This window comes from Pseudomonas sp. 2725 (assembly GCF_050434585.1).
In the GTDB taxonomy this organism is placed as follows: domain Bacteria; phylum Pseudomonadota; class Gammaproteobacteria; order Pseudomonadales; family Pseudomonadaceae; genus Aquipseudomonas; species Aquipseudomonas jessenii.
On the sequence record NZ_JBNDIV010000012.1, the window covers coordinates 84,702 to 107,271 of the forward strand.

Consider the following 22,570-nt stretch of genomic DNA (forward strand, 5'->3'; position numbering starts at 1 on the left):
AATCGTGATGTCCTCTTCACCTGCACTGCATGCCCCCACCCTGCAAAGCTTCATCGCCGGTCGCTGGATCGGCCAACACGGCGCGCAGGTCCTGCGCAGCGCCATCGACGGCCATGAAATCGCCCGCACCCACGAAGAGCGTCCGGACTTCGCCGAAGCCATCGAGCACGGCCGTCGCCAGGGCATCAGCGGCTTGATGGCGCTGGACTTCCAGCAGCGTGCCCAGCGTCTCAAGGCCCTGGCCCTGTACCTGAGCGAGCGCAAGGAACAGCTCTACGCGATTTCCCACCACAGCGGCGCGACCCGCGCCGACAGCTGGATCGACATCGAAGGCGGCAACAGCACGCTGTTCACCTACGCCAGCCTCGGCTCCCGCGAGCTGCCGTCGGGCAACATCGTCCACGAAGGCCCGGCGATGCAGCTGAGCAAAATGGGCACCTTCGCCGGTACGCACATTCTGGTGCCCCGTGGCGGTCTGGCGGTGCACATCAACGCCTTCAACTTCCCGATCTGGGGCATGCTGGAAAAGTTCGCCCCGAGCTTCCTCGCCGGCATGCCGTGCATCGTCAAACCCGCCAGCGCCACCAGCTACCTGACCGAAGCCGTGGTGCGCCTGATGGACGAGTCCGGCCTTCTGCCGGCGGGCAGCCTGCAACTGATCATCGGCAGCACCGGCGACCTGCTCGACCGCCTGCAAGGCCAGGACGTGGTGACCTTCACCGGTTCCGCCGACACCGCAGCCAAGCTGCGGGTCAACCCGAACCTGATCCGCAATTCGGTGCCGTTCAACGCCGAAGCCGACTCCCTGAACTGCGCGATCCTCGCCCCGGACGTAACCCCGGACGACGAAGAGTTCGAGCTGTTCATCAAGGAAGTCGCCCGGGAAATGACCACCAAGGCCGGGCAGAAATGCACCGCCATCCGCCGCGCCATCGTCCCGGCCAAGCACATTGATGCCGTGGCTACGCGCCTGCGTGATCGCCTGGCCAAAGTGGTGGTCGGCGACCCGTCGGTGGAAGGCGTACGCATGGGCGCACTGGCGTCTCACGATCAGCAGAAAGACGTGGCTGAGCGTCTGGAAAGCCTGTTGCAGAGCAGCGATATGCTGTTTGGTGCCCGCGACGGTTTCGAACCACGAGGTGAAAACGTCGACAAGGGCGCGTTCTTCGCCCCGACCCTGTTGCAGGCCCGCGACCCCCATGCCGAGGGCGGCACCCACGATATCGAAGCGTTCGGTCCGGTCAGCACGCTGATGGCCTACGACGATCTCGACGAAGCATTGGCCCTGGCCGCGCGCGGCAAAGGCAGCCTGGTGGCCAGTCTGGTGACCAAGGATCCGCAAATCGCCGCCAAGGCCATCCCGGTCGCGGCTGCCTGGCACGGCCGCTTGCTGGTACTGGATCGCCACTCTGCCGGCGAATCCACCGGTCACGGCTCGCCGCTGCCACAGCTCAAGCACGGCGGCCCGGGGCGGGCCGGTGGCGGTGAAGAACTCGGCGGCCTGCGCGCGGTGAAACACTACCTGCAACGCGCGGCGGTACAAGGTTCGCCGACCATGCTGGCGGCGGTCACCGGCGAGTACGTGCGCGGGGCCAAGGTCATCGAAACCGACGTGCATCCGTTCCGTCGCCATTTCCAGGACCTGCAGATCGGCGAGTCGCTGCTGACCCACCGCCGCACCGTCACCGAAGCAGATCTGGTGAACTTCGGCTGCCTGTCGGGCGACCACTTCTACATGCACTTCGACGAGATCGCAGCCAAGGAATCGCAGTTCGGCAAGCGCATCGCCCACGGTTACTTCGTGCTTTCGGCAGCGGCCGGGCTGTTTGTTTCCCCCGCTCCGGGGCCGGTACTGGCCAACTATGGCCTGGACACCTTGCGCTTCATCAACCCGGTGGGCATCGGCGACACCATCCAGGCGCGCCTGACCTGCAAACGCAAGATCGACCAGGGCAAGAAGAGCCCGCAAGGCATCCCGCAAGGGGTGGTGGCGTGGGATGTGGAAGTGACCAACCAGTTGGGTGAACTGGTGGCCAGTTATGACATTCTGACCCTGGTGGTCAAACGCGAAGATTGATCAGAAACCCCGGTTGACCACAGATCTCGTGGTCAACCGCCACCCCCTGTGGGAGCGAGCTTGCTCGCGATGAGGGAGTGTCAGTCAACATCAATAGTGCCTGACAGTCCGCCATCGCGAGCAAGCTCGCTCCCACAGTTCGTTCTCTGTCGAACTTCAATTTTGTGCTCACTGGCTCCCACAGGGTTGAGGTGATCCAGGCGTCAATTGGCGTAGGACATTTCTGTTTTTCCTAGGCTTCGGTCATGCCCGTTGTGCCTCACCCACAACTCACTCCCCCCGTTTTGCGGATACAAGTTCCACAGGTCCTAGGAGATTTCCGGGCAAGGTCTTCGGAGATTTCCTTCGAATTGCGGCGATCCGCATGAACTGGTTTGAAAGGTGCTCAATCGATAGTCTTTGGTGGTCACTGAAATTCAGTGGCGAGGTGTAGGAACCTCCAGTTTCCCTAGTACCACGTTGGCGCCAATTACCTGGTTTGCGGCCGTTGAAATGCGTCCGTAAGATCAGCTGCGGCGGCTATGTACGGGCACGCTTCGGCGTGGTCGAGGTGCTAGGGACTCGATATTCCTACCCCGTACATGGCTGCCACCCTAGCCCGTAGGAAGGCTTTCGGTAGCTTCGATTTTCCTTTCCTAGAGTTAGAAAGCATGAAAACCATTCATCCCGATCCACCCTACGAAAAACCAACCCCACACCCCAACAATCGCTTCATGGCACTCACCAGCAATTGCAGTGAAATGCCCACCCTTTTCGTCGACACCCACGCACCGCTCGACGTCCTGATGGACGCCGCCAACTACCGAATCCGCGCCGTCACCCAATTGCTGGAAAACCTGTCCATGCGCGGCTCGATCGAGTGCGACTCCTTCATCCTCAGCGACTTTTCATTGCTCTGCGCCATCCCGTTGCGCGATGGCTGTGATGTGCTGGATGTGGTCGGGCGACGGTTGCGGGCACGCTGACCAACCCTGTAGGAGCGAGCCTGCTCGCGATGGAGGTCAACGATAACGCGGGCGGTCTGACAGAACGCGTCGTCTGGACGTTCTTCGCGAGCAAGCTCGCTCCCACATTTGATTTGTGCCGAGCTGAAATTCTCAGTGCCTGCGCAACCACTCGATAAACAGCGCAAACAACTCCGACTGCGAACCCACCTCCAGTTTCAGGTACAGGTTCTTGCGGTGCATGCGCACGGTTTCCGGTGAGATGTTCATCTGGCTGGCCGTGGATTTCACCGAATGCCCGCGCAACACCATATGCGCCACTTGCCGCTCTCGTTCAGTGAGCAAGTCGCTGCCGAAATGCTCGAACGCCGACTGCACCCGGTGCTTGAGATCATCGCGCATGCCCTGGTCTTTATCGCACTGGATCTCGCGACTGCGCAGCATGCCCCGTTGACTGAATTCGCTGATGAATTCGCGCACCAGCGGTTCCACGGCGCGCAGCAGATTCAGCTGTTCGGCGCTCAGGCATTCACCGCCGAAACCCTGATAGAGGCTGACGGAAATCTTCGTGTCATTGCCGATATCGACAATGTAGTAGCTGTCTTCCGAGCAGCCCGCCTTCAGGTAATAGGATTTGTAGTAGTCACTGTCGAAGAAGTTGTCCGGGGCAATCTCCTCCAGGTGATAGAAGCCTTGCGCCAACCCCTGCTCCACCGCCAGGCAGAACGGATCGAGCAAATAACCCCCGGCAAAATAGCGCTCCAGAATCGAGACCTGATACTCCTGAGCAATCCCGCGCTGATGCAGCAACTGGGGCGCGCGGTCCTTACGCTCCAGGCTGATCATCATCGACTCGACGGACACCAGTTGTGCCAACGCCGACGCCAGGTGTTGCAAGGCGTCAGGCTCATCGATATGGGCGAATGCCTCGCGCATTCCCCCATGCCATTTGTGCAATGCCCCGAAGGGCACCGCGATCAGCGTATCGTCGTCTGGTTTGCTCATGCCCCGCAGTCTAGCGGCTGGACACGCCCTTGGTAACAGCCTGACTGACGAAATCATTGGCCCGCGTACTGTCCGCTCGCTTCAAGCTCGGCGGCCACTTCCAGAATGCATGTGCGCAAGGTCTCGACGATTTCATCGACCTGGGCAGACGTCAGGATCAACGGTGGCGACATGACATTGAGGTGCATGATCGGCCGCACCAGCAAGCCCCGGGCCTGGGCCCGCACGTGGATTTTCTCGCCGATGTTGATCTCGTCGGGGAACAGCGCCTTGGTGCGTTTATCGGCGACGAACTCCACGCAGGCCATGAGTTTCTGGCAGCGCACATCCCCCACCAACGGCAAGTCCCGCAGGGTGGCCAGGCGCTCCTCCAGATAAGCCCCCACCGTGTCGACATGGGCCAGCAGGTTTTCCCGCTCGATGATTTCGATGTTCTTCAGCGCCGCCGTGCAGCACACCGGATGCCCGCTGTAGGTGAAGCCGTGGGTGAAGCAGCGGCCCTTGCCCGGCTCGGCGATGACTTTCCAGATGCGCTCGGAAAAGATGCACGCGCCCAGCGGCAGGTAGGCCGAGGTCAGGCCCTTGGCGGTTGTGATGATGTCGGGCTGCACGTCGAACACCTCATAAGAGGCAAAGAACTTGCCCAGGCGCCCGAACGAAGTGACCACCTCGTCGGCGACGAACAGGATGTCGTAGCGCTGGCAGACGTCCCACATGCGTTTGAGATAGCCCCGGGGCGGAATGATCACCCCGCCCGAGCCCATGATCGGCTCGGCGAAGAACCCGGCAACCTTGTCCGCGCCAATCGAGAGGATCTTGTCTTCGAATTCCTTGACCAGGAACTCGAGGAACTGCGCCTCGTCCATGCCATCGGGCGCGCGGTACGGATTCGGGTTGGAGACGTGGTGGATCAGCGGGTTGGCGTAGTCGAACTCCGGCACGCGGTCGGCGGCCTTGTTGCCGATCGACATGGTCAGGGTGGTGGAGCCGTGATAGGCGTTGAACCGGGCGATGACGTGCTTCTTCTCCGGTTTGCCTCGGCAGTTCTGGTAGTACTGGATCAGCCGGTACGCGGTGTCCACGGCGGTGGAGCCGCCGGTGGTCAGGAACACATGGTCGAGGTCGCCGGGGGCCAGGCTGGCGAGTTTTTCGCACAGCTCGATGGCGACGTTGTTCGACATGTCGGAAAACGGGTTCGAATAGGCCAGCTGACGCACCTGGTCGGCGATGGCCTCGGCCATTTCCTCGCGACCCAGGCCGATGTTGGTGCACCACATGCCGCCCACCGCATCGAGAAAGCGGTTGCCCTGGGTGTCGTAGATGTAAGCGCCGTCGCCTGCGACGATGTTCAGCGAGCCCTGTTCGGCGTGTTCGTCGAACACGTGATAGCCGTGCATATGGTGAGCCTTGTCGGCCTTGACCAGCCGGGACTCGTCCGCTGGGGAAAAAACGGTGCGTGTTGGCGTCGCCATAAATAAACCTCTAACCGAATTGACTAACGTTCGAACAAATCAGATGCCGCTTTTCACGGTGCTCCAGACCCGGGTAATCGCCCGCATGTCCTTGGCGTTCTGGGTCTTCTGCGGAAACAGCCGCTCGCGAGTTTGCGCGTCGGGGTAAATCGCCGGGTTGTTACGCACATCGGCGCTCAACAACGGCGTGGCCGCGGCGTTGCTGTTGGCGTAATTGATGAAGTCGCTCACGTCCGCCATCACCTGCGGCTGCATCAGGTACTCGAGAAACTTGTGGGCATTGGCGACGTGGGGCGCGTCGGCCGGGATGTACAGGTTGTCGAACCAGATCAGCGAGCCTTCCTTGGGAATGAAGTAGGCCAGGTCGATCTTCTTTTTGGCTTCTGCTGCGCGGGCCATGGCGGTGGCGTAGTCGCCGGACCAAGTCATGGCCATGCACACGTCGCCGTTGGGCAGGCTGGTCAGGTAATTGACCGAGTCGAACTTGCGGATGTACGGCCGCACGGACAACAGCAAGTCCTGGGCGGCTTTCAGATCTTCCGGTGCGGCGCTTCTCGGATCACGACCCAGGTACTTCAGGGCCATGGGAATGACTTCGGTCGGGGCATCGAGCAGGGTCACGCCGCAGTCGGCGAAGCGCGAGACGATCTTCGGATCGAAGATCATCGCCAGCGAGCCGATCGGCGCGTCCGGCATGCGTTCCTTGATCTTGTCGACGTTGTAGGTGACGCCGTTGCTACCCCAGGTATAAGGCGCCGAGTACGTGGTGCCCGGATCGTACCCTTGCAGATCCTCCAGGACTTTCGGGTCCAGGTTGGTCCAGCCCGGCAGCAGTTTCTTGTCCAGCGGCTGGAACACCTTGGCCTTGATCAGCGGTGGCGCCAGGGACGCGTTCAACACGATCAGGTCATAACCGGAGTGGCCGGCGAGCAATTTGGCCTGCACCGTTTCGTAGGCATCGAAGGTGTCGTAGATGACCTTGATGCCGGTGGCCTTTTCGAAATCGGCCACGGTTTTTTCACCGATGTAATCCGCCCAGTTGTACAACCGCAGCGTATGGCTGTCGTCCACTTGAGCGGCGTAGGCATTCAATGTCAGCGGTACAACAAACAGACTGGAAATCACCTTAAGCAGCGTCTTGCCCATAGCAAATGCACCTTATAGCGAGTTCGGCTCTGGATGAGCGGATGCCCCCACTATTGGTGGATTCGCCGGGCGCGGCCATACCCCGAATGGGTGTGTGTCGTTTTTTGGACACACCGGCATGGCAAAAAGCGGCAGTGCAGTTGACCCGTTTTGCCATAGATCCGGGGTTTGTCCGGCGCTTAAAGTGGCAGCCCTGAACCGACCCTGCAGAGCCTGCGATGACCGACCTGATCAAACACGAGCAACGCGACGGCGTGTTGACGCTGACCATCGACCGCCCGGACAAGCTCAATGCGCTGAACAACGCCATGTACACGCAACTGGCCGAGCTGTTGCTGGCCGCCGACGAAGACCCGCAGACCGGCGTGATCATCCTCACCGGTGGCCCGGCGTGCTTTACCAGCGGCAATGACCTGGTGGATTTCCTCCAGCACCCGCCGACTCATCTGGACGCCCCGGCGTTCCACCTGATGAAGGTCGTCACGCGCCTGCAAAAACCGCTGATCGCGGCAGTCTGCGGTGCGGCCATCGGTATTGGCACCACATTGCTGCTGCATTGCGATCAAGTACTGGTCACCCGCAACGCCAAGCTGCGCATGCCGTTCGTCAACATCGGCCTGTGCCCCGAATTTGGCGCCAGCCTGTTGCTGCCACGCCGGCTTGGCCATGCCCGTGCCGCGAGCCTGCTCCTGTTGGGCAACGGCCTGGACGGCAACGAAGCGGTGGCCTGGGGCCTGGCCAACGAAGCCTTCGATGACGGCGAACAATGCCTGGCGGCGGCGACAAAAATCGCCCAGCGCTTTCTGGCCATGCCCCAGCAAGCCTTGCGCCAGTCCCGGCTGCTGATGAAACAGGCTTGCCTGGCCGAACTGGAAACCACCCTGCGCGAAGAAAACACGCTGTTCATTCAGCGCCTGAATACCGACGAGGCGAAAACCGCCTTGAACGCCCTGCTCAATCGCAGTACAGATAAGAATCCACCGAAAGGAAACCAGCCATGAACACTCCAGAAATCTACGTCGTCAGCGCCGCCCGTACCGCCATCGGTACCTTCGGTGGTTCGCTCAAGGACGTGCCGCTGGCCGACCTCGCGACCACCGCCGTGAAAGCCGCCCTGGAGCGAGCCGCCGTGGACCCGGCGCTCGTTGGCCATCTGGTGATGGGCAACGTGATCCCGACCGAAACCCGCGATGCCTACATCTCCCGCGTCGCGGCGATGAACGCCGGCATTCCGAAGGAAACCCCGGCCTACAACGTCAACCGCCTCTGCGGTTCGGGCCTGCAAGCGATCATCAACGCCGCCCAGACCCTGATGCTCGGCGATGCCGACATCGTCGTCGGTGCCGGTGCCGAATCCATGAGCCGTGGCCCGTACCTGATGCCGGCCGCCCGTTGGGGTTCGCGCATGGGCAACGCCCAAGTCATCGACTACATGCTCGGCATCCTGCATGACCCCTTCCATGGTATCCACATGGGCATCACCGCCGAGAACGTCGCCGCGCGCAACGGCATCACCCGCGAAATGCAGGACGCCCTGGCTTTCGAAGACCAGCAACGCGCGGCCCACGCGATTGCCAACGGCTACTTCAGCGAGCAGATCGCGACCGTGGAGATCCAGGATCGCAAAGGCGTCAAACTGTTCAGCGTCGACGAACATCCGCGCGCCACGTCCCTGGAACAGCTGGCAGCAATGAAGCCGGCGTTCAAGAAGGACGGTTCGGTCACCGCCGGCAACGCCTCGGGCCTGAACGACGGCGCCGCCGCACTGGTCATGGCCAGTGGCAACGCGGTCCAGGCCAATAACCTGAAGCCACTCGCCCGCCTGGTCAGCTACGCCCACGCCGGCGTCGAACCGGAATTCATGGGCCTGGGCCCGATCCCGGCCACCCGCCTGGCGCTCAAGCGCGCCGGCCTGACCGTCGCCGACCTGGACGTGATCGAAGCCAACATCGCCTTCGCGGCCCAGGCCTGCGCCGTCAGCCAGGAACTGGACCTCGACCCGGCCAAGGTCAACCCGAACGGTTCGGGCATCGCCCTGGGCCACCCGGTGGGCGCGACCGGCGCAATCATCGCCACCAAGGCCATCCACGAACTGCACCGCACCGGCGGCCGTTACGCGCTGGTGACCATGTGCATCGGTGGTGGTCAGGGGATTGCGGCGATTTTTGAGCGCGTCTAAGCAATAGCCGCAAAAAAGGCCGGTGATCATCCAGATCACCGGCCTTTTTCATTCCAGCAGACCAGTAGCGATTCCCTGTGGGAGCGAGCCTGCCCCGGGCGGCGTTCCGACGATTGCGGCGTGTCAGGCACCGTCATTGTTGACTGGACGGCCGCTATCGCGAGCAAGCTCGCTCCCACAGGGGTTCTCTAGCGCAAATAAAATCCCATTCTCGCTGAACAAACCACCTGACGACCGGCAGCAAAAACCATTCGCCACAAAATATTACATTCGTCATATTATGATCATCATAATTAACCGCCGCACCCACAGGTAATCCTCCATGACCAGCATGCCCACCGTTGAACCCGACCTGGCTGCCCCGGTGACTGCCGCCAAACCTCCCCTGCTCAAACGCCTGCTGTTGCCAACACTGGGCATCGCGGCACTGGTGCTGGCCGGTGTGTATGGCACGCATTGGTGGACTGCCGGACGTTTCATCGAGGAAACCGACGACGCCTACATCGGCGGCGATGTGACGGTGATCGGGCCGAAAGTGGCGGGCTACATCGACGAAGTGCTGGTGACCGATAATCAGAAGGTCAAGGCCGGCGACGTGCTGATCCGTCTCGATTCCCGCGACTACCGCGCCCACCTGGCCAAGGCCGAAGGCGCAGTGGCCGCCCAGCAGGCCCTGCTCGCCAACCTCGACGCCACCGAGCAACTGCAACAGGCCGTCATCGGCCAGGCCCGTGCCGGCATCGACGCCGCCGGTGCCGAAGCCGTCCGTTCGCGGGATGACGATGCCCGCTACAAAAAACTGGTGATCACCAACGCCGTCTCGGTTGAAAGTGCCCAGCGGGCCAATACCACGTTCAAGACGGCCCAGGCCCAAAGCAACCGCGCCCAAGCTGAATTGCTGGCCGCACAACGCCAGTTGAATGTGATCGACACCCAGAAACAACAGGCCCGGGCCGCCTTGATCCAGGCCAAAGCTGAGCGCGACCTGGCGCAATTGAATGTCGGCTACACCGAACTGAAGGCACCGGTTGACGGTGTGATCGGCAATCGCCGGGCACGGGTCGGCGCCTATGCCCAGGCCGGCTCGCAATTGCTCTCGGTGGTGCCGACCAGCGGTCTGTGGGTCGATGCCAACTTCAAGGAAGACCAACTGGCGCACATGGTGCCGGGGCAACGGGTGGTGATCCGTGCCGACGTGCTGTCGGGGCAGGAATTCCACGGCCACCTGGACAGCCTCGCCCCCGCCAGCGGTTCGCAATTCAGTGTGTTGCCACCGGAAAACGCCACCGGCAACTTCACCAAAATCGTGCAGCGGGTGCCGGTGCGGATTCACCTCGACCCGGCCGACAGTGTGCTCGGCCACTTGCGTCCCGGGTTGTCGGTCACCGCTGAAGTGGACACGCGCAAGGAACCTGAAGCGCCAGCCGTGGCCAGCGCGCCATGAGCCGTGCCCTCGCCGCCCCGGCGCAACCGTTCAATGCCGCGAACATGGCGACGGCGACCAAGGTTTTCGCCTTCGCCAGCATGTGCATCGGCATGTTCATTGCCCTGCTGGACATCCAAATTGTCTCGGCTTCGTTGCGTGACATCGGCGGCGGGCTTTCCGCCGGCACCGACGAAACCGCGTGGGTACAAACCAGCTACCTGATCGCCGAAATCATCGTGATCCCGCTCTCCGGTTGGCTGTCGCGGGTGTTCTCGACGCGCTGGCTGTTCTGCGCATCGGCGGTGGGTTTCACCCTGGCCAGCCTGCTGTGCGGCATAGCCTGGAACATCCAGAGCATGATCGCCTTCCGCGCCCTGCAAGGGTTTCTGGGCGGTTCGATGATCCCGCTGGTGTTCACCACGGCCTTCGTGTTCTTCACCGGCAAACAACGGGTGATCGCCGCCGCGACCATCGGCGCAGTGGCGTCCTTGGCACCGACCTTGGGGCCGGTGATCGGTGGCTGGATCACCGACATATCGTCCTGGCACTGGCTGTTCTACATCAACCTGGTCCCCGGCATCTTCGTCGCCGTGGCCGTGCCGATGCTGGTAAAAATCGACCAGCCGGAACTGTCGCTGCTCAAGGGCGCGGATTACTTGAGCATGGTGTTTCTGGCGCTGTTCCTCGGCTGCCTGGAATACACCCTCGAAGAAGGCCCGCGCTGGAACTGGTTCAGCGACCGCACGATCCTGACCACCGCGTGGATCAGTGGCCTGGCCGGGCTGGCGTTCATCGGCCGGACCTTGCATGTGGCCAACCCGATTGTCGATCTGCGCGCCTTGAAGGACCGCAATTTCGCCCTCGGTTGTTTCTTCTCGTTCGTCACCGGCATCGGCCTGTTCGCCACCATTTACCTGACGCCGCTGTTCCTCGGTCGGGTGCGTGGCTACGGAGCGCTGGACATTGGTCTGGCGGTTTTCTCCACCGGAGTGTTCCAGATCATGGCGATTCCGCTGTATGCCTTTCTGGCCAATCGCGTCGACCTGCGCTGGATCATGATGTTCGGTCTTGGGCTGTTCGCCTTGTCGATGTGGGATTTCAGCCCGATCACCCATGACTGGGGGGCCAAGGAGTTGATGCTGCCGCAAGCCTTGCGCGGGATTGCCCAGCAATTGGCGGTGCCGCCGGCGGTGACCTTGACCCTCGGCGGCTTGGCGCCGGCACGGCTCAAGCATGCGTCGGGGTTGTTCAACCTGATGCGCAACCTGGGCGGGGCCATCGGCATTGCAGCGTGCGCGACCATCCTCAACGACCGCACCAACCTGCATTTCACCCGGTTGGCGGAGAACCTCAACAGCACCAACGAGGCGCTCAACCAATGGCTGTCCCAAGTCGGCAACAACTTCGCCGCCCTCGGCCAGAGCGGTGACGCTGGGGTCACCGCCAGCCTGCATCAACTATGGTTGCTGACCTACCGCGAAGCCCAGACGCAAACCTATGGCGACGCGTTCTTGATGATCATGGTCTGCTTCATTATCGCCACGGCGATGGTGCCTTTGATGCGCAAGGTACAACCACCGGCCGCGCCGAGTGCCGACGCTCATTGATGCTTGTTCGGGTCAGGCCTGAGGCATTTTGCGAAAACCTACGGCCAGACGGTTCCAGCTGTTGATGGTGCTGATGGCCACGGTCAGGTCGACCATTTCCTTGGGCGAGAACTGGGCGCTGACCATTTCGTAGTCTTCATCCGGAGCGTGGGTCAGGCTGAGCTGGGTCAGGGATTCAGTCCAGAGCAGCGCAGCGCGTTCGCGCTCGGTAAAGAACGGTGCTTCGCGCCAGGCTGTCACGGCGAACAGGCGGCGCGGGGTTTCACCGCCCTTGATCGCATCAGCGGTGTGCATGTCGATGCAGAAGGCGCAGCCGTTGATTTGCGAGGCACGCAGTTTGACCAGTTCGATCAGGTTCTTTTCCAGCGGCAATTTTGAAACCGCTGTTTCCAAAGCGATCATCGCTTTGAGGGCGTCAGGGGATGCGGTGTAGAAATCGATACGAGGTTGCATGGGTGCTCCAGGGCAGGTGGGTGTGTGACTACGTTAGTCCCCCGATCGTTCTACACAAATAGCCAATCTTTCAGAAGTCGAGGAGGCCATTGGCGGTGCCTTCCTGGTTGTTGGTGGAGGCGCGGGTGTGATGGGTTTCACTCTTCACTTTTGGTGAGTTCGCTGCCGTCATCGCGAGCAAGCTCGCTCCCACATTTGATCGCATTCCCCTGTGGGAGCGAGCCTGCTCCGGGCGGCGATCCGACGATCCGCGCAGCGGCCATTCACACCCGACTGCGCAACCATCGCAGGAAGCCCTTTTTCTCCACCGCCACCGGTAGGTCCTGAGTCAGGGTTTTCGCTTTTTGCAGCCGGTAATCGAGCAAGGCCTGCATTGCATCGTTGATATCGTGACGGGCATCCAGGCACGGCTTGAGGTATGACTTTTCGATGCGGTACAGGCCACTGAATGTCTTGGCGGTAAACTGCGCAGGCAGCGCGCTGTCGGTGAGAATACCTGCCTCGCCGAACACCTCCCCCGGCCCCATGCGTCCGGATTCGTATGGCGCTCCGTGACGCATCAAGGTCACCGAGATCACGCCGGATTCGATAATGAACAAGTGATCGCTGACCTGCCCCGCTTCCAGGATCACCTCCCCGGCGCGAAAGGTTTGCAGGGTCATGTTCTGGCTGAAGGTGTCTTTCTCTTCCTGGCGCAAGGTGGAGAAAATCGGCGAGCTGTCGAGCAACGCGCGTTTGCGAGTCGAGTTGACCGGCGGACTGGGCTCCACGCTCGACAACAAACTGACCCCGGATGCCTGCAAGTGCCGATAGGCCAGATCGTACAGCTGGTTGCGCACTGAACGTTTCTCGTCCATCGACGCGACAAAGCCGCTGATTTCGTAGACCACTCCGGTGTTGCTGGCGGTTTTCAGGCCGACGCTTGGCGACGGTGTATCGAGCAACGCACGACAACCTTGAATGGCCCGCTCCAGGGCTTCGATCACCGTGTTCGGCCGCGCGTGGGGGCTCACTTCCAACGAAACGGAGATGCCGAACATATCGCTCGGCCGACTGAAATTGATGATCTTGGCCTTGGCTGCCAGGGAGTTGGGAATCACTGCCATGCAACCCTGGGAGGTCTGCAGGCGCGTGGCACGCCAGTCGATGTCGGTGACCCGGCCCTCCATGCCATCGATGGAGATGTAATCATCGAGTTGATAGGGCTTGGTGGTGTTCAGGACGATCCCGGAAAACACGTCACTGAGGGTACTTTGCAAGGCCAGCCCGACGATGATCGCCAACGCACCGGACGTCGCCAGCACGCCCTTGACCGGCAGATCGAGCACATAGGCCAGGGCGGCAATCACCGCGATCAGGAAAATCACCGCACCGAGCAGATCCTGAAGCAATCGCCCGGTGTGCCCGACCCGTTGCATCATCACCGCGCCGATCAGCACGGTCAGGGTCCGCGCGCCGAACAACCACCAGCCGATCTGCAAACCGGTGGCCGCCAGATGCAAGGGTACGTTGTCAGCCCAGGGCGGCGGCTCCATCGGGTTCAGGCCTTCGTTGAACAACAGCAGGCTGAACAACGAAAAAATCACCCCCCGTACCAATAGCCGCCAGGCGCTGCCAAGTGCACTGAGCAAGTACCACAACCCAAGATCGATCAGGATCAGCGCCATCGCGCAAATCAGCGGGTGTTCGGTGAGCAATGACAGCATCAAGCAACTCCAGCCAGGGCCAATAACGCGAAGATCGCATGGATTGGCCTCAGTGTAGGAGCATTTGATTTGGCGGGATGAACACCCTCCCAAAAACACCACAAAACCAATGTGGGAGCGGGCTTGCTCGCGAAAGCGGTATAACAGTCAACACATAGGTTGAAAGTTAAGCAGCCTTCGCGAGCAAGCCCGCTCCCACAGGGGGGATGAGTGATGCCGAAGTTACTTGCTATTGGCCAGTGTGCTGTAGCTGGTCATCAGGTTGCGGTAATCCGGAATATGGTTGGAGAACAGCGTGCCCAATCCTTCGATGTCGTTGCGCCAGTCGCGGTGCAGTTCACAGGCCAGGCCGAACCAGGTCATCAGTTGCGCGCCCTGAGCGGTCATACGGTGCCACGCCGATTCGCGGGTCAGTTCGTTGAAGGTGCCGGACGCGTCGGTGACCACGAACACGTCAAAACCTTCGGCCAGCGCCGAAAGCGCCGGGAACGCCACGCACACCTCCGTCACCACACCGGCGATGATCAGTTGTTTCTTGCCAGTGGCCTTGATCGCCTTGACGAAATCTTCGTTGTCCCAGGCGTTGATCTGGCCCGGGCGAGCGATGTACGGCGCGTCCGGAAAGAGTGCCTTGAGTTCGGGCACCAGCGGTCCGTTGGGACCGGTTTCGAAACTGGTGGTGAGGATGGTCGGCAGCTTGAAGTACTTGGCCAGGTCAGCCAGCGCCAGCACGTTGTTCTTGAATCGATCCGGATCGATGTCGCGCACCAGAGAGAGCAGTCCCGCCTGATGATCAACCATCAAAACCGCGGCGTTGTCCTTGTCCAGACGCTTGTAGGAAGAAGTCATTGCAGTAGTCCTCGCATGTTATCGATGCCGATTGGAAATCGGCGTGGGGTAACCGGTTAGCGCTGGGAGTCCAGCGCTTCGTGTTCGTTCGCCACTTGCTGGGCCTTGAGGTAGCTCTCGATCAGCAACTGATAATGCGGCATGGCCTGGGCGTAGACAGCGGCCCACTGCTCGGCGTCCGGGCGGTTCCACGAGCCTTGCAGCTCAGAGAGCGTAGCCATGATGTCGATCGGCACCACCCCGGCCTGGGCCAGACGGGCAACGGTCAGATCAGTGGCCAGTTTCGAGTGGTTGCCGGAGGCGTCGACCACGGCAAACACCTTGTAGCCCTCATGCACGGCGGCGATGGACGGGAACGCCAGGCACACGCTGGTCAAGGTGCCGGCGATCACCAGGGTTTTCTTGCCGGTGGCTTTGACCGCCGCGTGAAACTCCGGGTTGTCCCAGGCGTTGATTTCACCTTTGCGCGCCACGTACTGCGCATGGGGCGCGGCCTCGTGGATTTCCGGGATCAACGGCCCGTTCGGCCCCTGGGGAACGGAAGCGGTGGTGATCACCGGCATCTTGAGCAGGGTCGCGGCCTTGGCCAGGGCAATGGCGTTGGCGCGCAATTGGGGCACGTCCATGTCCTTGACGATCTGGAACAGTCCGCTCTGGTGATCGATCAACAGCATTGCGCTGTCGTTGGGGTCGATGGTCGGTTTCTGGCCGTTGAAGTTGGCCGCGTAGACAGTGTTCATGTGCGTTTCCTCTTTCTTTTGGGCAACAGCCATCCCTGGCCTGAAAACCGGCCTACTCATCCTGTGTAGAGTCGGGTGTAAAAGCGTTGCGAACTAAGCGTGCATCCGGCCGAAGCGACCGGACTGGAAGTCGGTGAAGGCCTGGTGGATTTCTTGCTCGGTGTTCATCACGAACGGCCCGTGACCGACGATCGGCTCGTCTATCGGTTCGCCGCTGAGCAACAACACCACCGCGTCTTCGCTGGCTTCGAGGCTCACCTGATCGCCCTTGCGGTCGAACAGGGCCAGTTGTCCCTGGCGCACCGATTCCAGGCCGTTGACCTGAACCGTGCCACGCAGAACCACCAGCGCGGTATTGCGCCCTTCATGCAGGTCAAGGGTGAGCAACTTGCCGGCATTCAAACGAATGTCCCACACGTCGACTGGGGTGAAGGTGCGCGCCGGGCCTTTGTGGCCATCGAACTCTCCGGCGATCAGGCGCAGGCTGCCGGCGTTGTCCTTCAAGGGGATGGCCGGGATGTCACGGTCGAGAATCGTCTGGTAGCCGGGGTCGGCCATTTTGTCCCTGGCCGGCAGGTTGACCCACAGTTGCACCATCTCCAGGGTGCCGCCGCTCTTGGCGAAACCTTCGGAGTGAAACTCTTCATGCAGGATCCCCGAGGCTGCGGTCATCCATTGCACATCGCCAGGGCCGATCTTGCCGCCACTGCCTGTGGAGTCCCGGTGCTCCAGTTCGCCCTTGTAAACGATAGTCACGGTTTCGAAGCCACGATGAGGATGCTGACCAACGCCACGTCGCTCGCTGGTCGGGGTGAATTCAGCGGGGCCGGCGTGATCCAGCAACAGGAACGGGCTGATGTGCTTGCCCAGGTTGTCGTAGGAAAACAGCGTGCGAACCGGAAAACCGTCGCCAACCCAATGGGTTCGTGGACTGGTGTAGATACCGATGATGTTTTTCATGGTGTCTCCTGATGAGGTGAGTGAAGCCATGGACAAAGCTTAAAACCGTGACCTTTGCTGCGCTAGACTGCAAAAATCAGCTTTAGCGTTCTATTTGGAGAACGATGGTGGAAGACCTCAACACCCTCTACTACTTCACCCAAGTGGTGGAGCATCACGGTTTCGCCGCGGCCGGCCGGGCACTGGACATGCCCAAGTCCAAGCTCAGCCGACGCATTGCCGAGCTTGAAGAACGCCTCGGCGTGCGCCTGCTGCACCGCACCAGCCGGCATTGCTCATTGACGGAAATCGGCCAGGCCTATTACCAGCGCTGTCTGGCCATGCGGGTGGAAGCGGAAAGCGCCGCCGAACTGATCGAGCGTAATCGCTCCGAGCCTCAGGGCCTGGTGCGTGTCAGTTGCCCGACGGCGCTGCTCAATTCCTGGGTCGGGCCGATGCTGACCCGCTACATGCTCAAGTACCCGCTGGTGGAGTTGTTCATCGAGAGCACCAACCGCCGGGTCGACTTGATCCATGAGGGCTTCGACATTGCCCTGCGGGTACGTTTCCCCCCGCTGGAAAACACCGACATGGTGATGAAGGTGCTGGGCAACAGCACCCAGAGCGTGGTCGGCAGCCCGGCCTTTTTATCGCGCCTGTCGACACCGGCCTCCCCGGCCGACCTCAGCGGCTTGCCGAGCCTGCACTGGGGCGCGGCGCAGCGCGAATATCAGTGGGAACTGTTCGGGGCCGATGGCAGCACCGCGATGATCCGGCATGCACCGCGCATGGTCACCGATGACCTGTTGGCGTTGCGCCATGCGGCGGTCGCCGGGATCGGCATCGTGCACCTGCCCAGTGTGGTGGTGCGCGATGAAATCGCTGCCGGGCAACTGGTGGAACTGGTGCCGGGCTGGGCACCGAAAAGCGGTGTCATCCATGCGATCTTCCCCTCGCGTCGGGGCCTGCTGCCTTCGGTGCGCACGTTGATCGATTTTCTTGGGGAAGAATTCAGCCGCAGTGATATTGCTTAAGGGCGGGGTAAGGCTTTGGACCGAGTGATGGCTATCGCGAGCAAGCTCGCTCCCACATTGGATCTATATGCACCACAAATCCCCTGTGGGAGCGAGCTTGCTCGCGATGGCGCCAGACCAGACACCTTCAATACATCGGTCTGACCCGATTCTTGATTTCCGGTAAACATTGCTTTGCCAATCCAGCGGTTTTTCTCACGGATACAGGCGCCGATACTGCCGCCCATTCCCACTGCAACCTCTGGAGTCTTCAATGTCTATTCCCGCTTTCGGCCTGGGTACGTTTCGCCTGCAAGGCCAGGTGGTCATCGATTCGGTGAGCACCGCCCTGGCGCTCGGCTATCGGGTGATCGATACCGCACAAATCTACGAGAACGAAGCCGACGTCGGCGAGGCTATCGCCGCCAGCGGCATCGCCCGGGAAGAGTTGTTCATCACCAGCAAGATCTGGGTCGCCAACCTGGCCGGTGATCGTCTGATCGACAGCTTGAAGGAAAGCCTGCGCAAACTGCAGACCGACTACCTGAACCTGACCCTGATCCACTGGCCGTCGCCGGACGATCAGGTGCCGGTCGAAGAATTCATGGGCGCCCTGCTCGAAGCCAAACACCTGGGCCTGACCCGGCAGATCGGCGTGTCCAATTTCACCATCGACCTGATGAAACAGGCGATCGCCGCCACGGGTGCCGAGCACATCGCCACCCACCAGATCGAACTGCACCCTTACCTGCAAAACCGCGAGGTCGTCGAGTTCGCACGCAGCCAGGGCATCGGCATCACCTCGTACATGACTCTGGCTTACGGTGAAGTCCTCAAGGATCCGCTCATCCAGCAGATCGCCGAACGCCTGCACGCGACACCGGCGCAGGTCACCCTGGCCTGGGCCATGCAATCGGGTTACGCCGTGATCCCGTCGTCCACTCGCCGGGCCAACCTTGAAAGCAACTTGAAGGCTCGCGAGCTGACCTTGAGCGAAGCCGACATGGCGTTGATCGAAACGCTGGATCGCGGCCACCGCTTGACCAGCCCGAAAGGCATCGCACCGAACTGGGATTGAGCCTCAATCCTGCTCCAGATGCCGGTCCAGGCGGGCCATGGCTTGCTGTAGCTGGTCGACGGCGTCGTCGATCAGTGCCCCGCGGCCGTCATTGCACGCCTGCTCCAGTTGTTCGCAACACTCGACCAGGGCAAGCGCTCGCACCATCAGCGCCCCGCCCTTGATCCGGTGTGCCAGTTCCTGCAAGCCCGGGCGATTGCCGCCGGCATGCAAGGCCAGTAAATGCACGCGATCCTCGCGGTTGCTCAGCGCCAGATCGTGCAACAGTTGATCGATCAGCTCACGGTCCGCATCCGCAAAGCGCTCCAGCCCGCTCAAATCGAATTCGGCGACGCCTGGATCGTCGATTGCCGTTGAGGGTGCGCTGGAAAACCGCTGGGCCAGCCACGCCTGCAAATCCACCAGGCGAATGGGTTTGAACAGGCAATCGTTCATGCCCGCCGCCTGGCATCGGACCTTCTCCTCGGCCTGCGCATTGGCGGTAAAGCCTAGTATCAGCGTCGGCGACAACCCCTGCACCCGCTCTTGCGCACGTATCGCACCCGCCAATTCGTAACCACTGAGCACCGGCATGTTGAAGTCGGTGATGACCAGATCGAACCCTTGCCCGCGCCACTGTTCAAGCCCCTGCGCCCCGTCTTCAGCCAGCACCACGCGATGGCCCAGGTAGCTCAGCTGCCGCGAGAGCAACAGGCGATTGGCCGGATAATCGTCGACCACCAGTATCGACAACGCCCGGGTCGTGAGCTGCGCCGGATCCAGGGGCTTGCCCCCCGCGGGTAACGCTTGCAGGGCGGGCAGCACCAGGCTGATGTCCACCCGCGTCCCATGCCCAGGCTGACTGTCGAGTTGCAACCGGCCGCCCATCATTTCGCACAGGGTACGACTGATCACCAGACCCAGGCCGGATCCTTGCCGGGCGCTCTGCTGGCTGTTGCCCGCCTGCACGAACGGGCTGAACAGGCGTTGCTGGTCGAAAGCACTGATGCCGATGCCGCTGTCCTCGATCTGTACGCTGACGGCGAGGTGCGCCGGGGCTTGAGGTCGCACTCCCAGCGTCAGCTTCACCTGGCCTTCCCGGGTGAACTTGATCGCATTGCTCAGCAGATTCGACAGCACCTGTTTGAAGCGCGTGGGGTCGAGCATCACGTCACAGTCACTGTGTTCGTCGAGTTCGACCCGCCACTGCAGATTCTTCTGCACCGCCAGCCCTTCGAAAACCCGGCAGACCGACGTCACCAGCGCCTGCAGATTGACCCGCTCCGGCGCCAGCGACAAATGCCCGGATTCGATCCGCGCGACGTCCAGAATGTCGCCGATCAAATCCAGCAATTGTTGCCCGGCGTTGGACGCCACTTCGATGGCGGCGCGGTCGGTCTCCCCTTCATCGGCCCGTTTCAGCGCCAGTTCGAGCATGCCGATCAAGGCGTTCATCGGCGTGCGGATTTCATGGCTCATGGTGGCCAGGAACGTGGTCTTGGCCCGGTTGGCGTCGTCCGCCGCGTCCTTGGCTTCCTGCAGTTGTCCGAGCAATTGCTGACGCTGGCGAATCTGGCGCCGCTGCCAGACGATCCCGGCCAACGCGAGCAACAGCAAGACACCCGCCACTGCAAACGCCTTCACGATCGCCTGCCGGTGTCGCAACCAGTAACTCTGCTCGACCATCGAGTCATAGCGCCAGGGCTGGGTCAGCTCGTCAATTTCTTCTGGAGGGATGCTCAACAGCGCCTTGTCCAGGATCGAATGCAGCTCGGTGGCCTCGCGACTGGTCGCCAGGGTGCTTCGTGCAGGGTCGGTGCCCACGGTGCTGGTCACTTGCAGGCGATCGCGATACTGCCGGGAAATCAGGTAACGGGCACTGATCAAGGAGTTGATGCCGCCGTGGGTCTTGCCTTGGGCGACCATTTCCATGGCGTCCGTCGACAATGGTGCATCCACCAGCTGGATCAGCGGGTAATGCTGGCGAAGGTACTCGCCGACAATGTTGCCCTGGGTCAGTGCCAGGGTTCGCCCTGCCATGTCATCCAGCGTCCTGGGGCTGTCCGCGGCCACGCGGGTCACCAGCACCGAAGGGCTGCTCAGGAACGCCCGGGTGAACAGCAATTGATCTTCACGCTGGGAACTGAGGCCGATACCGGCCAGCACATCGATCTGCCCGCTCCTGATGCCGGTCATCATCTCGGCCACCGATTTCATGCCCCGGATGTCGAATTGCAAGCCGGTGCGCAAACTGATTTTCGTCAGCACATCGACGCCAATACCGCGGAACTTGCCTTCGCTGTCGATAAATGAAATCGGCGGAATGTTTTCGTTGATCGCGACCCTCACCCGTGGGTGGCGTTCGAGCCAGCGTTGTTCGGCCACGCTCAATTGCAATGACTGGGTGCCCGGGATAGACACCCCGTTTGCCCCCCAACGACGCAGGATGTTCATTTGTTCATTGGTGGTGATGGCCGCCAGCGCCTTGTTGACGATGCGCAACAGCGAATCGTTGTCGCGGGCCATCGCAAAGGCAAAACGCCCGGACTCCATGGGCGAGAAGTCCGTCAGGTGTACGTTGTTCAGGTAATTTCTGCTGATCAGGTAATGGGCGTTGATCGCATCGCCCAGGTAGACATCGGCCTGGCCGAAAGCCACGGCGCCCATCGCCGCCAATGTCGAAGGAAACAGCTGGACCTGCGCCCTGGAATAGAACTGTTGCACGCTGTATTCGGGCAGGTAGTGATACAGCATCACCAGCCGCTTGCCGGCCAGTGTCGGGTCGCGCACCGGAGGGAAATCGGTGCGCGTGACCAGCACCGGTTGATCGACCGCGTACGCGCTGGACATCTGTAACTGTGGATCTTCGGCTTCAAATCGATTGGCCGTTCCCAGCAGGTCTGCCTGCCCTTCCTTGATGGCTTGCACCGCGTCGGCCCGCGACGGATAACGTTGGACCTCAATGACGACGTTCAGCAATTGTTCGAGCAAGCCGGCGTAATCGGCTGTCAGGCCTTCGAACACCTTGCCCGCCGTGTTGAACTCGAAGGGGGGATAGTCCGGTGCCGAGACAGCCAGCACCAATCGGCCCTTTTTCTGTAGCCAGCGCGACTCGGTTTCCGACAACCTGACGCTCAGGCCTTCGACACTCGAGCGTCCCAACAGGGTCAACGACTGTTGTGCACAGACCGTTGATATCCAGAGAAGAAGGCCGATCAGTACCCCACCTGCCAGTCGTCGGAGTGCGTTCATTCAGATCAGATGATTGCGCAGGGCGAAATCCCTCAGGTGCACCGACGAGTTCACGTTGAGCTTGAGGGTGAGTCGGGTCTTGTAGGTACTGACGGTCTTGTAGCTCAGGTGCATGATCTCGGCGATTTCGAGGTTTTTCGACCCCCGGGCCAGGTACTGCAGGATGGTCAACTCACGATTGGACAGCCTGTCGATCAACTGCTTTTCGCTGCGTTGCAACTCCCCCATCGACACGGAACTGGAGGGAATCTGAGCGAAATAGGTGTAGCCGGCCATCACGCAATTCACCGCCGCCTTCAGGTCATCCAGGTCCTTGCTCTTGCAAACATAGGCAACAGCCCCGGCCCGCATGCAGCGATCCTGATAGAACTGAGCCTCCAGCGAGGTGAACACCACCACGCGACATCGCATCTTTTCGGTCTTGATACGGTCCATCACCTCAAGCCCCGCCACACCGGGAAGGCCCAGATCAAGCAGCACGACATCCGGTTGATGCTCCCGGATCAACGTCAGGACCTTATCGCCACGGCAGGCCTCGTAAATCCGCTTGAACCCTTCGCCCTTGAGTACGAGTTTGATCATGGAGCGAACCACCGGATGATCTTCCGCAATCAGTGCTGACTTCATGACATCTCCCGTGCAAACCAACACGATCGGGCAAAAAATGCCCTCCAGGCACCGCAGCGGTTGGACACAACGCTGCGC

At 61.2% G+C, this 22,570-nt stretch carries 18 protein-coding genes; 8 read left to right on the plus strand and 10 right to left on the minus strand.

Features of this window, described 5'->3' with window-relative positions:
* The first annotated feature begins 7 nt into the window (after positions 1-7).
* The gene (gene paaZ, locus ABIE16_RS27270; protein ID WP_429522310.1) at positions 8-2,077 is read left to right on the plus strand and encodes a phenylacetic acid degradation bifunctional protein PaaZ; all 2,070 of its coding nucleotides are present in this window, start codon (positions 8-10) and stop codon (positions 2,075-2,077) included.
* A gap of 650 nt (positions 2,078-2,727) precedes the next feature.
* Complete coding sequence (locus tag ABIE16_RS27275; RefSeq protein ID WP_223503668.1) at positions 2,728-3,042, plus strand: hypothetical protein; 315 nt, start codon at positions 2,728-2,730, stop codon at positions 3,040-3,042.
* Positions 3,043-3,174: 132 nt separating this feature from the next.
* On the opposite strand, the gene ABIE16_RS27280 is transcribed toward ABIE16_RS27275, so the two are convergent.
* Genes ABIE16_RS27280 through ABIE16_RS27290 form a run of 3 tightly spaced genes read right to left on the minus strand, consistent with a single transcriptional unit; the run spans position 3,175 to position 6,644 of the window.
* A complete protein-coding gene (locus ABIE16_RS27280) occupies positions 3,175-4,083 on the minus strand; it encodes a LuxR C-terminal-related transcriptional regulator (protein ID WP_057713971.1) in 909 nt (302 codons plus the stop codon).
* Positions 4,080-5,498: an aminotransferase gene (locus ABIE16_RS27285; protein WP_429522311.1), complete on the minus strand. Its 1,419-nt coding sequence runs from the start codon at positions 5,496-5,498 to the stop codon at positions 4,080-4,082. The genes ABIE16_RS27280 and ABIE16_RS27285 overlap by 4 nt, the downstream gene beginning before the upstream one ends.
* A 39-nt stretch (positions 5,499-5,537) precedes the next feature.
* On the minus strand, positions 5,538-6,644 hold the full coding sequence (locus ABIE16_RS27290; protein ID WP_429522312.1) for a polyamine ABC transporter substrate-binding protein: 1,107 nt from the start codon (positions 6,642-6,644) through the stop codon (positions 5,538-5,540).
* 218 nt (positions 6,645-6,862) lie between these two features.
* Here ABIE16_RS27290 and ABIE16_RS27295 point away from each other — a divergent pair, with 218 nt between their 5' ends.
* From ABIE16_RS27295 to ABIE16_RS27310, 4 genes are all read left to right on the plus strand, one after another.
* Positions 6,863-7,645 (plus strand): enoyl-CoA hydratase-related protein, encoded by a 783-nt coding sequence (locus ABIE16_RS27295; protein WP_429522313.1) that lies wholly within the window; start codon positions 6,863-6,865, stop codon positions 7,643-7,645.
* Positions 7,642-8,823 (plus strand): acetyl-CoA C-acyltransferase family protein, encoded by a 1,182-nt coding sequence (locus ABIE16_RS27300; RefSeq protein WP_057713967.1) that lies wholly within the window; start codon positions 7,642-7,644, stop codon positions 8,821-8,823. The genes ABIE16_RS27295 and ABIE16_RS27300 overlap by 4 nt, the downstream gene beginning before the upstream one ends.
* Before the next feature lie 322 nt (positions 8,824-9,145).
* Positions 9,146-10,267: an HlyD family secretion protein gene (locus ABIE16_RS27305; protein ID WP_429522314.1), complete on the plus strand. Its 1,122-nt coding sequence runs from the start codon at positions 9,146-9,148 to the stop codon at positions 10,265-10,267.
* A complete protein-coding gene (locus tag ABIE16_RS27310; protein WP_057713965.1) occupies positions 10,264-11,856 on the plus strand; it encodes a DHA2 family efflux MFS transporter permease subunit in 1,593 nt (530 codons plus the stop codon). Before ABIE16_RS27305 ends, ABIE16_RS27310 begins: the two co-directional genes overlap by 4 nt.
* A gap of 12 nt (positions 11,857-11,868) precedes the next feature.
* Here the strand turns inward: ABIE16_RS27310 and ABIE16_RS27315 are convergent, their stop codons facing one another.
* The 5 genes from ABIE16_RS27315 to ABIE16_RS27335 all read right to left on the minus strand — a co-directional run bounded on the left by ABIE16_RS27315 (position 11,869) and on the right by ABIE16_RS27335 (position 16,564).
* Entirely contained in the window at positions 11,869-12,309 is a 441-nt protein-coding gene (locus ABIE16_RS27315; protein WP_154861462.1) for a carboxymuconolactone decarboxylase family protein, read from the minus strand.
* Between the two features lie 263 nt (positions 12,310-12,572).
* A complete protein-coding gene (locus tag ABIE16_RS27320; protein ID WP_429522315.1) occupies positions 12,573-14,015 on the minus strand; it encodes a mechanosensitive ion channel domain-containing protein in 1,443 nt (480 codons plus the stop codon).
* 222 nt (positions 14,016-14,237) lie between these two features.
* Positions 14,238-14,864 carry an isochorismate family cysteine hydrolase YcaC gene (gene ycaC / locus ABIE16_RS27325; protein WP_057713962.1) on the minus strand — a complete coding sequence of 209 codons (627 nt, stop codon included), beginning with the start codon at positions 14,862-14,864 and terminating at the stop codon, positions 14,238-14,240.
* A gap of 56 nt (positions 14,865-14,920) precedes the next feature.
* On the minus strand, positions 14,921-15,604 hold the full coding sequence (locus ABIE16_RS27330; RefSeq protein WP_008049795.1) for an isochorismatase family protein: 684 nt from the start codon (positions 15,602-15,604) through the stop codon (positions 14,921-14,923).
* Between the two features lie 93 nt (positions 15,605-15,697).
* Positions 15,698-16,564 (minus strand): pirin family protein, encoded by an 867-nt coding sequence (locus tag ABIE16_RS27335; RefSeq protein WP_429522316.1) that lies wholly within the window; start codon positions 16,562-16,564, stop codon positions 15,698-15,700.
* 104 nt (positions 16,565-16,668) lie between these two features.
* Between ABIE16_RS27335 and ABIE16_RS27340 the strand changes: the two genes are divergently transcribed.
* Together ABIE16_RS27340 and dkgB are read left to right on the plus strand one after the other, a co-directional pair.
* The gene (locus ABIE16_RS27340) at positions 16,669-17,577 is read left to right on the plus strand and encodes a LysR family transcriptional regulator (RefSeq protein WP_057713960.1); all 909 of its coding nucleotides are present in this window, start codon (positions 16,669-16,671) and stop codon (positions 17,575-17,577) included.
* 253 nt (positions 17,578-17,830) lie between these two features.
* The gene (gene dkgB / locus ABIE16_RS27345) at positions 17,831-18,634 is read left to right on the plus strand and encodes a 2,5-didehydrogluconate reductase DkgB (RefSeq protein WP_429522317.1); all 804 of its coding nucleotides are present in this window, start codon (positions 17,831-17,833) and stop codon (positions 18,632-18,634) included.
* A 3-nt stretch (positions 18,635-18,637) separates the two neighbouring features.
* Here the strand turns inward: dkgB and ABIE16_RS27350 are convergent, their stop codons facing one another.
* The gene (locus ABIE16_RS27350) at positions 18,638-21,865 is read right to left on the minus strand and encodes a transporter substrate-binding domain-containing protein (RefSeq protein ID WP_429522318.1); all 3,228 of its coding nucleotides are present in this window, start codon (positions 21,863-21,865) and stop codon (positions 18,638-18,640) included.
* On the minus strand, positions 21,866-22,492 hold the full coding sequence (locus ABIE16_RS27355; RefSeq protein WP_057713957.1) for a response regulator transcription factor: 627 nt from the start codon (positions 22,490-22,492) through the stop codon (positions 21,866-21,868). It abuts the gene before it with no gap.
* Between the last annotated feature and the right edge of the window lie 78 nt (positions 22,493-22,570).